Source organism: Pseudomonas sp. MF08831 (assembly GCF_059862645.1).
In genome coordinates this window covers 82,761-96,951 of record NZ_JCBCUX010000015.1, presented here as the reverse complement: position 1 = coordinate 96,951, position 14,191 = coordinate 82,761, and the positions used below count along the sequence as shown (strand labels likewise).

Genomic DNA, 14,191 nt, shown 5'->3' with positions numbered 1-14,191 from the left:
TGCCTTCAAATTGACTGCGCTCAGCCTGTCATCCGGTTCTTGTGGCGTGCTGCTACCACCTCCCATGCCTTACAAAGTTTTTGGAACCTACAAATTCCCCCGTCCGTCACTACCCTATCGACGCAATGCTGAGGTGCTGTGACGTGTGTCGGTTTTCTTCATCGACGCTGTGTGCGCTGTTTGCGTAGCCGGGTGCACCTCTGGGGTGATCGCTGCTGGGCTCGATTGCGTCTTTTTCGGGCTAGACAGAGGACAGGTCAATGACGACAAAACACATACTGTTTGCCGGTGGGTCGGGCATCGTTGGGCGTGCTGCCATCCGGTGGTTTCGTGAGCGCCAGCCCGGTATGCCCTTGCTGGTGGGCGGCCGCAATCTGGACGCGGCGCGCGAGGTTGCGCGGGAGGCGGGTGCTGCCCACGCGGTGGCAATCGACCTTGATAAACCTCGCCTGGGCCTTGATGACGGCGTCGCATTAGCGGCGGTGGTCATGCTGGCACCTGATGATGGACTCCGGGGTTTGCGCTATGCCCAGGACTTGGGCATTGCGTACCTGAACATCGATAACGGGCTGGTAGAGGTAGGGCCGGAGATGGCGCTGTTCGCGCACCGTGCGACGGCGGCGCCCGTGGTCCTTGCCAGTCAATGGGGCGCCGGAGTCGCGGTGTTTCTTGCGCTGCACGGTGTAAAAGGCTTCGAGCGCGTGCGATCCATCAGGATCGGGGTTGTACTGGATGAACAAGACGCTGCAGGCCCACTGGCGCTGGAAGATATGCAGCGGCTGAGTGCGGCGGCGCCTGCCGCGTTGGTGTTCACAGGCGGGAAGCGTTCATGGGTGTCCGGTGACGCCGCCAAAGCCAGGATCAAGGCCATTGACGGTCGGGAGCTTGCGGCTGACGCGTACTCTCCGTTCGACATTATCAGCCTCTACGCCGCCACGGGCGCGCCGGATATTCGCTTTGACCTGGCGAGTGGCGAATCATCGAGCCGTCGTCGCGGCGACGCCGTGGCGGCCGAGATCATCGTCGAGATAGAGGGCGAAGCTGAGGGGCGGCCACGACGGTCACGCGCTACCCTTGAGTTCAAGCATGGCCAAGCGTCGCTCACCGGACTGAGCGTGGTGCTTTCGCTGTCAGCCGTGCTGGGCCTCAACGGCGGTTCTCCCTTTTCCGCCGGACTGTATATGCCCGAGCTGCTTGAGGACGCCGAGGCGTATCTGGATGAATTGCGCCGCGCGGGCGCGGTTATTCACGAAGACATTGAGTAACCGTGCCCTGATAACAACACGGTTCAACTTCCAGCGTAAAAAAGGAACGGATTTATTCAACTCAATAGGTCCGTTCCCTTTTCAGTCATCGCAGTACATGACTCGATTTATACCGAAGTTCGACTATATAAAAGCTGACAGTGAGAGCCGATTTGATCACGCCCTGCGATGTTGGCGTGACAGTTATCCACCAAACGGCCCGCTCTTTACCTGCTCGCCTTTTTTCGCGCAAGAGGGCGGGTTGGACATGCCGAAGGTCATGATATTGCCGCCGTTGATGATGCAGTTGAATTGCTTGTTGTCGTTGGTTTTCAGCAATACGTAGGTATTGGTGCCCTGGGTTTGGCGATTGACAATAGTCAGGTCCGCAGGGGCGTAGCCCAGTGCGCCGGCGCTTTGCGATTTCACGTCATCATCGCTCAACATGTTGGTCTTGCCTGCGAGCGCATTGCAGCCGCCCAGCAATGCCACAGTGATGACCAGTGCAAATAACTTGTGCAGTGACATGTTCCTTATCCTTTTGCCTATAACACGTGAATTAAGCGCTTGTGCGGTTCAGCTATCGTCAATTAACAGCGCAAGTGATAAACCTGCGCTGTTGTTTCGCGATGGCTGTTAACAAGCGTTAATTATAAAATGTTACAAAAAGTTCCAGAGAGAAATCTCTTGCCTCTCAGTCTCCATTACTTGTCTGTGTGTCTCGTCGGTGACCCCCGCACCGTTATCGCCTGCGAACCCTCGCAGTTGAACCTGTAAGAAAATGTAACCGTTCGTCGGAACCCACGCACTATCAAAGGGATACAGAGGTCGATCTACAGAACAAATAAGACAGGTAGCTATGCGATCTCTAATTTTGGATATGCCTAACGGGCGTCAGCTCGTAGAAGAACTGGACCTTGCAACGGAGCAGATGATGGCGACGCCCGTCGAGCAAATCGGCGGCGAAGAGTGGCAAGCGGCATTTGCCAGGCAGCAACGGGCGTTCAGGCTGTGGCGCGATTATCTGCATTGCAAGGCTGACGGCAGGGGGCTCGCCTGCCCTCGTAAGGTTGCTTAGGGATTCGACAGTCAGTTACAAGAAGGGCATGCCTTGCGCTGCAGACAGGCGGCCTGGCACCACGCATTCTTGGAGTAACAAGCCCATGTCAAACGCCGCCGGCATGTTTATACGACAGTACTTTCACGGCACTCGCGCCGACCTCAAGCCCGCAGACATGATCCGCGTCGGTTATCCGTCCAATTTCACCGAAGGGCGAGCGCTGTCCTGGGTTTATTTTGCGGGCACGCTGGACGCCGCTATCTGGGGCGCCGAACTGGCGCTAGGTCATGAGCGCGAACGCATTTATGTCGTAGAGCCCACGGGCCCGATCGTGGACGACCCCAACGTGACGGATAAGAAGTTTCCCGGCAATCCGACGCTGTCCTATCGCTCCTGCGAGCCACTGCGGGTCGTTGCCGAAGTGACCCAGTGGCAAGGGCATTCGCCGGAGCGGTTGCAGCAGATGAAGGACAACCTCGCTCGTTTAAAGGCCGAGGGCGGCGATGTCATCCTCGACTGATGGGCCGGCTCCTGCGCGTTGAGCACCGATCAAGCCCCGACCTCGGACCTGGTGATGCGCTGCGCTTTGACCTCATCTGCATACAGGCCAATTTTCCCCTGCTGAGCCGTCAGCAACGCACATATTTTCATCAGCGCCACCGCTTCGGCCGGCGTCCTGCCAGTGCCGGCCAGGGCCGTCAGTTCAACCACTGACCAGCCGATAACGGCGGCCGCATCTTCAAGGTCATAAAACAGTTCTTGCTGCGCAGTCCTGAGCCCGTCGAGCCCCTGCATCAATTCTTCCATCTGCCTGCCTACCTGATGTTGCTTGAAGTCCAATCCATTAACCCCCATCCCCCTCTCAGCCAGGTCTGGGGGATTACCCAAATGCCTCAAAAAAAACCGTGCGTCCTGCCCTTACTTGCCCCCGGTGACGTCAAGAAACGTCCCGGTAATGAACGACGCTTCATCGCTCGCCAGCCACAGGATAGCCCGCGCAACTTCTTCGGGTTGTCCGCCGCGGCCCATGGGGATCGAGTCCTTGACCCGATCCACCCGACCCGGCTCTCCGCCGCTGGCGTGCATGTCGGTGTAGATATGGCCGGGCCGGATGCAGTTGACGCGGATGCCGTCTCGCGCCACTTCCTTGGCGAAGCCGATGGTGAACGTCTCCAGGGCGCCTTTTGAGGCAGCGTAGTCGATATATTCGTTCGGACTGCCGAGCCGGGCCGCGCCCGAGGACACATTGATAACGACGCCGCCGCGGCCGTTATGGCGATGGGACATGCGTTTGACCGCTTGTTGCGCGCACAGCATCGGGCCGATGGCATTGACCGCGAAGATGCGCTGCATGCGTGCAAAGTCGAGGTCTTCGAGGCGCGATTGTGGTCCGAGTATGCCCGCGTTGTTGACCAACACGTCGACACGGCCGAACTCGCGGTCAATCGCGGCGAATAACGCCGCGACCTGCTCTGGCTCTGCGCTATCGGCGCGTACCGCCAGCGCTCGCCGTCCGGCGGCTTTCACGTCATTCGCCACGGCCAGGGCGGCGGCCTCGTCGGACACGTAGCTGATCGCGACATCGTAGCCGCGTGCGGCGGCCAGTCGCGCGGTGGCTGCACCGACGCCGCGGCTGCCACCGGTAATCAGGATGACAGGGGCCTGGGGATGGGGGCTCATAACGCGTAAACCTCACTGTGTGACAGCCATGGACGGCTTCAGCCGATAAGTACAGCGCCGAGCGCAATCACTGCGCAGGCCAGAAACTTGCGCAGCGTGAATGCCTCGCCGAGAAACCAATAACCGATCAGCGCGGCAAATAACACGCTGGTTTCGCGCAATGCAGACACCGCGCCCATGGGCGCATAGGACATCGCGTAGATAATGATCGCGTAGGCCAGCAGCGAGACCAGCCCGCCGCCCAAGGCTATCGCGACACCGGGTCGCCAGCTGAACAAACTGCGCGTCCCACTTAAACCGATATACACCAGAGGCATCAACACGCCCCACAACGCGCACATCCACACGGATACGCCAAAGGCGCGCCAGACAGCCGTGCGCCAATACCGTCGGTCACGCTGTAAGCCGCAATAAAAATCCCAGTGCCTAATGCGTACGGCAGGCTGGGAACGGCAAGCCTGCGGTTGTTGAACGCCAGGGAAACGATGCCGCCAGACACCAGCGCAATGCCCAGCAGCGCCACGCCGGTGACTGCTTCCCCGACAAAAAACGCAGCGCTGAGGGCGATCAGGATAGGCGAGGCACCGCGGGAAATCGGGTAGGTTTGCCCCAGGTCGCCAACCTTGTAGCTGCGAACCAGGAACAGGTTATAGCCCACATGCAGCACCGCCGAGAGGCCGGCATAGCACCAACTGGCCCGTGCGGGCGGCGTCACAAACGGCGCGATGAGCGCGCTGGCAGTGGCCACCGCCAGGCACATCACCGTCATCGACCACAACCTGTCGGCGCCGCCGCGCAGCAGCGCGTTCCAGCTGGCGTGCAGGAGGGCGGCGAACAGAATCAGCAAAACAATATGAAAAGGCATGCGCCATCCTAAGCAACGGCGCGCCTGCACTAAAGCGAAGTCCTCTCATCCAGGCATGAGCAAACGCTCATGCTTTAGCGGTAGCTCAGTTGTGCCTGCTGTGACGCTTCCATCAGCCAGTGACGAAAACTGACGACGTGGGGCTGTGATTCGATGCCTTTTGGGCAGACAAAGTAGTAGGCCACCGGGGAGTCGAACGGCACATCAAACAGCCTGACCAAACTGCCGTCGCGGATCTGCGCTTCGACATGCCCGCTGCGGGCAAGCGCGACGCCCTGGCCCAACAGCGCAGCCTCGATGGTCATATTGGTGTCTGCAAAGCGCACACTTTCCTTGAGCGCCGCGATGCCCGTGCCGACATGCTGGAACCAGGCCTCCCACTTCGGCACCAGGTCTGCGCCGTCGCGCGTCAGCAATGGGTAACGCAATAACTGCGCCGGCGTTTGTGGCAGGCCAAAGCGGTGCAGGAGATCGGGGCTGGCCACGGGGAAAATCTGTTCCCTGAGCAGAAACTCCGAATGCAGGCCCGGATAATTACCATTGCCCAAGCGGATCGCCACGTCAGACTCACTGCTGGAAAACGTGATGGCTTTGTCGCTGGTCTCAAGCGTGATCAAAATTTCCGGGTGCTGCTGCGACAGACTCGGCAACCTGGGAAGCAACCATTTGAGCGCAAAGGAGTAAGTGGTGCTGACCTTGAGGCGCACCCGGCCTTTGTGTTCCCGAAGGTCAGCCAGGGTGGCTTGCAGGTTCATGAAAAACTCACGCACGATCGGCGCTAGTGCGGCGCCGGCGGGTGTCAACGTCAGCGACTTGCCGCGCTGAAAAAGCTCCAAACCCCAAGTCGCTTCAAGGTGTTTTAACTGATGGCTGACAGCACTTTGGGTGACATGCAGCTCCTGCGAAGCCGAGGTGAAGGTAGCGTGCCGCGTGGCAACCTCAAAGGCGCGCAAGGTGGCGGTGGGCGGTAAGTCTCTCATCGGATGCAAGCCGGTAGCCATGAAGGAAGGCTCATGGTAGTTGATTTGCCGCCAATCGCCTGCTCACCGTGTCCATCCAAGCCCGAGCGCTTTGTGCAGCGACGCGAAATCCTTCAGCAACTCTGCGTCCGCGGAGATTCGGCTTTCTTGCGCCTGATAGCGCGTGCGCTCCGCATCCAGCCAATCCAGCGTACTGGCGGTGCCTGCACGGTAACGCTGACGCGTCAGGTCGGCGGCACGCACTGCGGAAGATTCCACCGAGCGCAACAGCAGCACGTTCTGGCGCTGGTGCCCGTAACGCGCCAACGCCACGTCGGCATCGCGCAATGCACTCAACACCACGCTTTTATAGTTGGCCAGGGCTTCGTCTCGTCCAGCCTCTGCACCTTTGACGCTGGCGGTAACGCGGCCGAAATCCAGCGCGTTCCAGGTGATCCGAGGCAGGATCAACCAAGTGCCGTTGTCCTTGCGTGCAAGGTGCCCCGGGTCACCGGCCGAGAACGACAGGTCGCCCATCAAGCTCAGTTTGGGAAACCAGTCTGCGGTCTTCTCGCCAATCTGGGCATTGCTCGATGCCAGTTGGCGTTCGGCGATGCGGATGTCCGGGCGGGCCTTCAAGAGTGCGGCCGGGTCGGCGACCGGCACCGCCTCCGGGATAGCGGGCAAGGGCTGCGCGGCGGCCAGTTGGCTGTCCAACTCGCCGGGTTCCAGGCCGCAGAGCAGGCCGAGCTGGTCGAGCGATTCAACGATGGCGGCTTGCAGCGGCAGGCGTTGGGCCTGGGTGTTTTGGGCCTGTGTCAGCACCTGCTCCAGCTGCAGTTGCGAGGCCACGCCGCGTTCGCGCCGTTGCTGGGTGAGGTCCAGGGCCTGGTTTTCGATGCCGACGCTGGCGTCGACCAATGCCAGGCGTGCTTGCTGGTCGCGCAGGTCGGTGTAGGCCTGCACTGTTTCGGCAGCCAGTTGCACTTGGGCGTCAGCCAACCGGGCCTGGGAGGCGTCGGCCTCTGCCTGGGCGGCTTCGACTGCACGGCGTGTGCCGCCAAACAGGTCGGCCTCCCAGCTGGCATCGAAACCGGCGAGGTACAGGCTCAACGGGCCTCGGCCACCGCCATTGCTGCCACCCAGCGCGGAGGTGTCCGGGGAGCGCAGTTTGAGCATCGCGGCGTCCCCGGTGACCTTGGGCATTGCGTTGGCTTGCGCGCCGCTGAGGCTTGCGCGGGACTGCTTGAGGCGCGCCTGGGCCGTGGCAATGTCCGGGCTGTTTTGCAGGGCTTGCTCCACCATCTGGTTCAATTGCGCGTCGCCCAGGGTTCGCCACCACTGCGCGACACCGGGAGCGCTTGCCGATGCGCTGTCAGCGTGCGGCAGGTGCCCGGCCGCCAGGGTCTTTGGCGCGACGTCGGGGGCACCGTGGTAGTCCGGGCCGACGGTGCAGGCCGACAACAGGCCGACAGTCAGCAAGAGGGGAAGGGTGCGAGGAATCATCGTTGTACCGTGCGCTTTTTCAGGATGAAGATCAGGGGCAGGCACGCCAGCATCGCGAGTCCCAGTACATAAAACGAGTCGTTGTAGGCCATCACCGAGGCTTGTTGCGCAATGTCATTGGCAAGTTGTGCGAACGCCTGCGCTTGCGCCGTCGAGGCATCGCCGGTTTGCGCGAGGTAGCTGGCGGTGTGGCTCGCCATGTGGTCCTGCGCCAACTGGCTGTTGGCCTGGATGCCTTCGCGCAGCCTGTCGTCATGAAAGTGGCTGCGCCGGTCCATTAGCACGCCGAGCAAGGCCAGGCCGATGGTGCCGCCCAGGTTGCGCGACATGTTGTAAAGCCCGGCGGCGTCCCCGGCGTCACGGGTCTCGACCGAACGCATCGACAGTTGGCTGAGCGGCATCATCACCAGAATCTGCCCAAAACCACGCAATAGCTGCGACCAGACAAAGTCGTGCCCGACACTCTCGGCGGTGAGTTGGGTGTCGACAAAGCAGCTGGCCCAATACAGCAACAGGCCGGCACCGACCATCCAGCGCAGGTCATAACGGCCGAGCATGCGCGGCAGAATGGGCATCAGCAAAAACGCCGGTATCCCCGACAGCAACATGATCGCGCCGGACTGCTGCGCGTTGTAGCCCGAGAGGATGCCCAGGAACTGCGGCACCAGATACGCCGTGCCATAAATCCCGGCGCCCACGGCGGTACCGATCAACAGCACGCTGCCAAAGCTTTTGTTCAGCACCAGTTGCAGTCGCACGATCGGCGTACTCGAGCGCAACTGCCCGACCGCAATCAGGAAAAAGCCGATCACCGTGGCGATGCTCAGCCACGTGATCAGCAGCGAGTCGAACCAATGCTCACGCTGGCCTTCTTCCAGTACCACCGTCAGCGAACTCAGGCCCATGGCCAGGCCGAGGATGCCCAACCAGTCGGCACTGATGAAGCGTTGCAGGTTCATGCGCTCGCTTGGCAGGCCGGTGATCAGCAGCGTGATCAGGGCGATGCTGATGGGCAGATTGAGAAAGAAGCACCACCGCCAGTTGATGTTTTCCGTGAGCCAGCCGCCGATGACCGGGCCAAGCAAGGGGCCGAGGATCACGGTCATGCCAAACATCGTGGTGCCGATGGCCAGTTGGTGCGGCGGCAGGCGCGTGCGCACGATGGTTTGCGCGGTGGGAATCATCGCGCCGCCGGCGAACCCCTGGCCGATGCGCCCGGCGATCATGGCGCCGAGGCTGGAGGACAGGCCACAGAACATCGAAAACGCCGTAAACATCAAGGCCGTGCCGATCAGGAACCGACGCAGGCCAAACACGCGGGTCAGCCAGGCGGCGAGAGGGATCATGACGATTTCCGACATCAGATAGCCCGTGGCGATCCACGTGCCTTCGGTGCCGGTTGCGCCGATTTGCCCTTGAATCTGCGGCAGCGCCGAGTTGGTGATCGACACGTCCAGCGTCGCCAGCAAGGCGCCGAGTGCGCCGGCAGCCACGGCGATCCAGTCGGTCAGCGAGGCGTTGCGTGGTTTTTCTGCGGCCACCTCGGCCATCAGCGCTTCAGCCATGATTGGCGTCCGCGGCAGGGGTGCGGGTGTCGACGTCAACGGTTGCCGACAGGCCAGGCATCAACGCCACGCGCACCTCATCGGGTATGTCCAGCGAGATGCGCACCGGTACGCGCTGCACGATTTTGGTGAAGTTGCCGGTGGCATTCGACGGCGGCAGCAGCGCGAACTGCGCGCCGGTGCCTGGGGACAGGCTGTCGATATGGCCCTGCAGATCACGCCCTGGCAGCGCGTCCACGTGCACGCTGACGGATTGGCCGGGGCGCATGTCGCCGATCTGGGTTTCCTTATAGTTGGCGGTCAGATAAATCGCGCTGATCGGCACCACGGTCAGCAAGCGGGTGCCGGGCTGCACATATTGACCGGCACGCACGCCGCGGTCGGCCACGCGCCCGTCCAGCGGGCTGCGAATCACTGCGTCATCCACGTCCAGCTGGCTCTGCGCCTCGCTGGCCTTGGCCACGCCGAGTTGCGCCTGGGCTTGTTTGAGCTGCGCTTCAAGCGTGCCATAGCGGGTCTGACTGGAACGCAAGGCAGCCTGTTTGGCTGCCACGGTGCTGCGGGCCTGGGCCAATTGGTTATTGAGCTGCGCCAGGCGCTCTTCGGGCTCGGCACCTGAACGCGCCAGCGGGGCATAGCGCGCGACTTCGGCCTGCGCGTGTTTCGCATCGGCCTCGGCGCCTTGCAACTGCGCGCGCGCTTCGGCAATGGTCGAGTCTTGCTGCACCAGGTCGGCCTGGGCCTTGGTGTAATCGGCCGTGCGCGCGGCGATTGTGGCCGAGGCTTCATCGCTGACGGCCTGGTATTTGCGCGCATCCAGGCGCACCAGCACGTCGCCGCGCTTTACGTTCTGGTTGTCGCTGACCAGCACTTGGGCGACGTAGCCATTGATCTTGGGCGCCACGCTGATGCTGTCGGCTTGCAGGTAGGCGTCGTCGGTGGTCTGGATGAAACGTCCGCTGAGCCACCACCAGGCGGCCCAACCCACAGCACCCAAAAGTGCGACGGTGGCGATGGTCAGCAGGATCCGTCGAGCCTTGCCGCGTTGACGGTTGACGGTGTCTTCAGGAATGACCTGAGGCGAGGGAGGTGCAGCGGACATCGGGTCACTCCAGATTTATAACAGATGGAATAAATTCTATTTTTCGCGAATTTTTGTCAACTGGTATATTTTGGTCCGGTATTCGAAAGGAGCTGCACATGGCACGACATAAACCTGCCGCCGAGGGTGGTTATCAGCGTGGTGAAGAAACCCGCGCGCGTATTGTCGACGCGGCGGTCGTGGTATTTGGCGAGCGCGGCTACGACGGCGCGTCGACCCGCGACATCGCCACGGCCGCGGGCGTCAACGCCCCGGCGATTCAGTACTATTTTGACGGCAAGGAAGGCATCTATCTGGAGTGTGTCGAGCACTTGATCGCACTGCTGTGGCGCAAGATGGCGCCTTGCGTGGAGGCCGCCGAATGCGCGTTGGCCGATCAGGCCTCGGACGATAAAACCCTGATCGACGTGTCGCTGGGCATCCTCGGTACGGTGGTTTCCACCATCCAGGACAGCCCGCAAACCACCGCCTGGCGTGCGTTTCTAGACCGCCACCAGGCCGGCCTGTGTCCAGAAAGCGCGACAACAGCGTTTGAGGATCGCTTCAAGGCGCGCATTGGCCGGGTTATCCGCCAACTGATCGCGCGCCTGGCCGGTTTCGCGGTGGAGGACGAGCGCACCGTGATTCACTCGATGGCACTGTTCACCCAAGGCCTGGCATTCCGGGTGCAAAAACCCAAGCTGCTTGAGGCGTTGAAGTGGGCCGAGGTCAACCAGAAGGAAATGGAACTGGTGCGCGACGTGGTGCTGATGCAAGCCCGGTTTACCCTGGAAGGCCTGGTCAAGCAACGCGGCGTGGTCGCTACGTGATGTGATTTTTTCAACCCCAGACAAGGACGCAACGATGTCGCTCTATACCGTTACCATTCCCTGCTTCGCCCAGATGCTGAACTCGCTCAAAGGCCTGCTCACCAAGGGTGATGCTCACGCTGCAGCACTGGCTTTCGACCCGCAAGTTCTTCTCGATTCACGCCTGGCACCCGACATGCACCCCCTGGCGACCCAGGTTCGCTACGCCTGCACCCAGGCGCGCGAGGCGGTTGAGCGGCTAAGCGGGCATCCGCTGTCGACGCTGCAGGCCCCGACCTCAATGGCTGAGGCGCTTGCACTGATTGACCAGACGCTGGCAGTGCTCGCCGGCGCTGACCGCAGCGTGATTGAGCGTCGGGCGGATGAATCCATCGCCATCGAACTCCCCGGTGGTATCGCCTTCCAGATGACCGGCAATGAATACGCCGTCAATTGGGCCACGCCGCAGTTCTATTTTCACCTGATGACCGCCTACAACATCCTGCGCCATAACGGCGTGCCGCTGGGCAAAGCGGACTATGTGCCGCACATGTTCGCGTATGTGCGTCAGGGCTGAACGCAGCATTAAGGGCGGCGGCGATTGTGGTACTGCGCAGTGTCGACACGAGCATCTGCAGCCGCGCTTTTGCGCTGATGGCTGTGCCCAAAGGCTGCGAAAATCGGGCAGCCGTTGTGAAATGTTGTGAAGCATGGGGAATGGCCCTTTGCCCATGCTAACGTCCGCATCGGGGTATCGTCAGCACGACGATTTCATTCGTTCCATTGAGGGAGCAGCGCCGATGTCTACTACCGTAACGCCCGCGTCTGGCGGGTCGAACACGCCAAAGTCCTCGCCGTCGTCTTTCGACGACAAGTTGAACATTGCCAGGTCCAGCAAGGTTATTGCCGATTACATGCGCCAGACCGGCAAGTCGGCCATCACCAAGCAGGAGCTGTCGCAACTGGCCAGCAATGCCTCAGGCAAGGTGCCAGCGAACGTTTCCGACGCTGCCAAGTACATGGAAAAACACCCCGATGTATTCACCGCCATCGAAACCCACGACGTGGCCGGTGCCGATAACCTGTCCGGCGTGTGGAACTTCGACTGGGCGGCCAATGGCGGGCTGAAGGGCACGGCGACCGATGCCATCGCCAACATGCAGGACACGTTTGACATGGCCATCGCCAAGTCTGCGCAGATCACTGAAATTTCCACCGCTAAAAAAGCCGAACTGGACTCGACCAAACAACGGCCGCAGAACTGAGGCCGCAGGTTGTCAGCCACGCCAAAAACGGTTCCCGGTGCGTCAGTGGGGACCGTTTTGTGCATCACCGGCGGTCAGTGTCATTCAGTCCCCGCAACTCAACCACCGCGCTGTGCCGACACTCATGGCTTGGCCTTTTGTGATGCATTCAGCGCAGATTCAAGCGACGTGAGCAACTATACCGGTCAGTGAAAGCAATCCAGTCGTCACTGCCGGAGAAACCTTGATGCTTGTGATCGTCGGCGTACTTGCCATCGTGGCCGTGTGGATCTGGTGGACCTATCCCCGGGTTGGCAACGTGCTGTTTGCGCTCATCGCCTGGGTAGAAGCGCGGCGCTCTCGATTGAAGACCCTCAACGTGCCGATCAAAGGCATGACCCTCGCCACTTATCAGGGGGGCGACACGCATGCGCCGGCGCTGTTGCTGGTGCACGGTTTCAGCGCCGACAAGGGCGTCTGGTTGGGGTTTGCGCGGCACTTTGTCGATGCTTACCGCGTGATCATTCCGGATCTGGCCGGCCACGGTAAAACTGCCTTTGTGACGGGCGGCGATTACAGCATCGCGGCCCAGGCGCGGCGCATGGTGGCGCTGCTGGACGCCTGCCAGGTCGACAAAGTGCACGTTATTGGCAGTTCCATGGGCGCGTATGTCGCCAGCTGGTTGGCCACTCATTATCCGGAGCGCGTGCTGTCGCTCGGTTTGATTGGCGCCGCGGGCGTGAATCTGCCGCAGCCCAACGAAGTCGAAGCGTTGGTCAATAGTGGCGATAACCCGTTTCTGATTCGCACCCGTCAGCAATTCGACCGGTTTTTCGCCATGACCATGGCGGCACCGCCTTTCATCCCCGAAGTGTTATTGGCGGCCGAGGCGCAAAGCTACATCAAGCGCCGCGCGGAGCTGGCGGAGATTTTCGCGAACTTCTCCGACAGCCCGCGCATGGAGCCCTGGTTGCCGCACGTACGCGTGCCAAGCCTGATCCTGTGGGGCCGGGAGGACCGCATGGTGCCCGTTGCCAGCGCGCAAACCTGGCTTGAGGGGATCCCGCATGCGCGCCTGGAAATTCTTGAAGGCATCGGCCACTTGCCGATGGTGGAGGCCACGCAGCAGACCGTCGCGCACTGTCGCGAATTTCTCGACAAAGCCAAAGTGTATTCCTCGATCCGCCCCTAGCTGTACGGGGCAGCCAGGGCTGCAACCGATTACTGTCGCAGGCATACCACCGCCGTCGGGATGCCGCGCCATGTTCATGTCTACCAGCCTGCTCTCAGCCTTTGTGCTGTTTGCCTTCGTGTCCTCGATCACACCCGGCCCCAACAACACGATGCTGCTGGCTTCTGGCGTGAACTTCGGGTTTCGCCGGTCGATGCCCCACGCGATGGGCATCAGCATCGGCTTTATGCTGTTGGTGATTTCGGTGGGGCTCGGTCTGGGCGAGGTGTTCAAGGTATTTCCATGGGCCTACACCCTGTTGCGGTATGTGGGCGCGGCTTACTTGTTGTACCTGGCGTGGAAGATTGCAACCTCGGGCGGCATGCCCGAGAGCAACAACGAACACGCCAAACCCATGACCTTCCTCGGGGCGGCGGCGTTTCAATGGGTCAATCCCAAGGCGTGGATCATGGCGTTGGGGGCGATCACCACCTACACGCCGGCCGAAGGTTATGTGACCAACGTGTTGGTGATTGCCCTGGTGTTTGCGGTGGTCAACTTGCCCAGCGTGTGTGTATGGGTGGTTTGCGGCACTGGCCTGCGCACTGTGCTGCGTGAACCGCGTTGGTTGCGACTGTTCAACGTGTCGATGGCCGGGCTGCTGGTGGTATCGCTGTACCCGATGCTCTTTGCGAGTTGACAGAGCCGGGTGACGTCACAGGTGTTGCAGCTGCGGGCCGGCGACCTCTATGACGAGGGTGAGGCGCCAGCGGCAGCGGTGGTCGGGGCGCTGTTCGAGTATTGCCGACCCACTCAGTCATGGACGGGTTGGCCGGCCACTGCGCTGATCATCAGCGAGCTGGCCACACAGGCGGCGCGCAGCTCGGCCGATACCCAGACGGTGACGCAATCACACAGGCGAGATGGTCGCCAGCAAGCCGATGCCGATGGTCAACACCAAAAAGCCGAACAGGAAAAGTGCCATCTTGGTCATAAGGCCTCCGAAG

General features: G+C 61.3%; 14 protein-coding genes and 1 pseudogene. 7 read left to right on the top strand and 8 right to left on the bottom strand.

The features are described 5' to 3' along the window. Positions 1-260: 260 nt before the first annotated feature. The gene (locus AC19YS_RS25950; protein WP_500602959.1) at positions 261-1,265 is read left to right on the top strand and encodes a hypothetical protein; all 1,005 of its coding nucleotides are present in this window, start codon (positions 261-263) and stop codon (positions 1,263-1,265) included. A gap of 183 nt (positions 1,266-1,448) precedes the next feature. On the opposite strand, the gene AC19YS_RS25945 is transcribed toward AC19YS_RS25950, so the two are convergent. After that, the gene (locus tag AC19YS_RS25945; RefSeq protein ID WP_106579087.1) at positions 1,449-1,772 is read right to left on the bottom strand and encodes a hypothetical protein; all 324 of its coding nucleotides are present in this window, start codon (positions 1,770-1,772) and stop codon (positions 1,449-1,451) included. 635 nt (positions 1,773-2,407) lie between these two features. Between AC19YS_RS25945 and arr the strand changes: the two genes are divergently transcribed. Next, entirely contained in the window at positions 2,408-2,824 is a 417-nt protein-coding gene (arr, locus tag AC19YS_RS25940; protein WP_500602958.1) for an NAD(+)--rifampin ADP-ribosyltransferase, read from the top strand. Between the two features lie 29 nt (positions 2,825-2,853). On the opposite strand, the gene AC19YS_RS25935 is transcribed toward arr, so the two are convergent. The 7 genes and pseudogenes from AC19YS_RS25935 to AC19YS_RS25905 form a co-directional block, all read right to left on the bottom strand. Further along, entirely contained in the window at positions 2,854-3,111 is a 258-nt protein-coding gene (locus AC19YS_RS25935; RefSeq protein WP_119740826.1) for a hypothetical protein, read from the bottom strand. Between the two features lie 111 nt (positions 3,112-3,222). Next, positions 3,223-3,984: an SDR family oxidoreductase gene (locus tag AC19YS_RS25930; protein WP_500602957.1), complete on the bottom strand. Its 762-nt coding sequence runs from the start codon at positions 3,982-3,984 to the stop codon at positions 3,223-3,225. A gap of 38 nt (positions 3,985-4,022) precedes the next feature. Further along, a pseudogene (locus tag AC19YS_RS25925) lies at positions 4,023-4,849 on the bottom strand (EamA family transporter). Between the two features lie 74 nt (positions 4,850-4,923). After that, a complete protein-coding gene (gcvA, locus tag AC19YS_RS25920; RefSeq protein WP_500603025.1) occupies positions 4,924-5,829 on the bottom strand; it encodes a transcriptional regulator GcvA in 906 nt (301 codons plus the stop codon). Between the two features lie 63 nt (positions 5,830-5,892). Continuing rightward, positions 5,893-7,314 (bottom strand): efflux transporter outer membrane subunit, encoded by a 1,422-nt coding sequence (locus AC19YS_RS25915; RefSeq protein ID WP_500602956.1) that lies wholly within the window; start codon positions 7,312-7,314, stop codon positions 5,893-5,895. Further along, positions 7,311-8,879, bottom strand: a complete 1,569-nt coding sequence (locus AC19YS_RS25910) for a DHA2 family efflux MFS transporter permease subunit (RefSeq protein ID WP_106579093.1) — start codon at positions 8,877-8,879, stop codon at positions 7,311-7,313. Before AC19YS_RS25910 ends, AC19YS_RS25915 begins: the two co-directional genes overlap by 4 nt. Beyond that, positions 8,872-9,981 carry an HlyD family secretion protein gene (locus AC19YS_RS25905; RefSeq protein WP_500602955.1) on the bottom strand — a complete coding sequence of 370 codons (1,110 nt, stop codon included), beginning with the start codon at positions 9,979-9,981 and terminating at the stop codon, positions 8,872-8,874. Before AC19YS_RS25905 ends, AC19YS_RS25910 begins: the two co-directional genes overlap by 8 nt. A 98-nt stretch (positions 9,982-10,079) precedes the next feature. Here AC19YS_RS25905 and AC19YS_RS25900 point away from each other — a divergent pair, with 98 nt between their 5' ends. The 5 genes from AC19YS_RS25900 (at position 10,080) to AC19YS_RS25880 (ending at position 13,884) form a co-directional block, all read left to right on the top strand. Next, positions 10,080-10,790 (top strand): CerR family C-terminal domain-containing protein, encoded by a 711-nt coding sequence (locus tag AC19YS_RS25900; protein WP_119740191.1) that lies wholly within the window; start codon positions 10,080-10,082, stop codon positions 10,788-10,790. Between the two features lie 34 nt (positions 10,791-10,824). Then, the gene (locus tag AC19YS_RS25895) at positions 10,825-11,346 is read left to right on the top strand and encodes a DUF1993 domain-containing protein (protein WP_500602954.1); all 522 of its coding nucleotides are present in this window, start codon (positions 10,825-10,827) and stop codon (positions 11,344-11,346) included. Positions 11,347-11,569: 223 nt separating this feature from the next. After that, positions 11,570-12,034: a hypothetical protein gene (locus AC19YS_RS25890; RefSeq protein WP_500603027.1), complete on the top strand. Its 465-nt coding sequence runs from the start codon at positions 11,570-11,572 to the stop codon at positions 12,032-12,034. A 226-nt stretch (positions 12,035-12,260) separates the two neighbouring features. Further along, positions 12,261-13,205, top strand: a complete 945-nt coding sequence (locus tag AC19YS_RS25885; RefSeq protein ID WP_179608194.1) for an alpha/beta fold hydrolase — start codon at positions 12,261-12,263, stop codon at positions 13,203-13,205. A gap of 70 nt (positions 13,206-13,275) precedes the next feature. Continuing rightward, positions 13,276-13,884, top strand: coding sequence for a LysE family translocator (locus AC19YS_RS25880; RefSeq protein WP_119740197.1), 609 nt, complete (start codon positions 13,276-13,278; stop codon positions 13,882-13,884). Positions 13,885-14,191: the final 307 nt, after the last annotated feature.

Excerpts from the sequence above, each read along its gene's own strand:
- gcvA (WP_500603025.1), bottom strand. The coding sequence starts at position 5,829 with ATGAGAGACTTACCGCCCACCGCCACCTTGCGCGCCTTTGAGGTTGCC.
- AC19YS_RS25900 (WP_119740191.1), top strand. The coding sequence starts at position 10,080 with ATGGCACGACATAAACCTGCCGCCGAGGGTGGTTATCAGCGTGGTGAA.
- AC19YS_RS25915 (WP_500602956.1), bottom strand. The coding sequence starts at position 7,314 with ATGATTCCTCGCACCCTTCCCCTCTTGCTGACTGTCGGCCTGTTGTCG.
- AC19YS_RS25890 (WP_500603027.1), top strand. The coding sequence starts at position 11,570 with ATGTCTACTACCGTAACGCCCGCGTCTGGCGGGTCGAACACGCCAAAG.
- AC19YS_RS25950 (WP_500602959.1), top strand. The coding sequence starts at position 261 with ATGACGACAAAACACATACTGTTTGCCGGTGGGTCGGGCATCGTTGGG.
- AC19YS_RS25905 (WP_500602955.1), bottom strand. The coding sequence starts at position 9,981 with ATGTCCGCTGCACCTCCCTCGCCTCAGGTCATTCCTGAAGACACCGTC.
- arr (WP_500602958.1), top strand. The coding sequence starts at position 2,408 with ATGTCAAACGCCGCCGGCATGTTTATACGACAGTACTTTCACGGCACT.
- AC19YS_RS25945 (WP_106579087.1), bottom strand. The coding sequence starts at position 1,772 with ATGTCACTGCACAAGTTATTTGCACTGGTCATCACTGTGGCATTGCTG.
- AC19YS_RS25895 (WP_500602954.1), top strand. The coding sequence starts at position 10,825 with ATGTCGCTCTATACCGTTACCATTCCCTGCTTCGCCCAGATGCTGAAC.
- AC19YS_RS25910 (WP_106579093.1), bottom strand. The coding sequence starts at position 8,879 with ATGGCTGAAGCGCTGATGGCCGAGGTGGCCGCAGAAAAACCACGCAAC.
- AC19YS_RS25885 (WP_179608194.1), top strand. The coding sequence starts at position 12,261 with ATGCTTGTGATCGTCGGCGTACTTGCCATCGTGGCCGTGTGGATCTGG.
- AC19YS_RS25930 (WP_500602957.1), bottom strand. The coding sequence starts at position 3,984 with ATGAGCCCCCATCCCCAGGCCCCTGTCATCCTGATTACCGGTGGCAGC.
- AC19YS_RS25935 (WP_119740826.1), bottom strand. The coding sequence starts at position 3,111 with ATGGAAGAATTGATGCAGGGGCTCGACGGGCTCAGGACTGCGCAGCAA.
- AC19YS_RS25880 (WP_119740197.1), top strand. The coding sequence starts at position 13,276 with ATGTTCATGTCTACCAGCCTGCTCTCAGCCTTTGTGCTGTTTGCCTTC.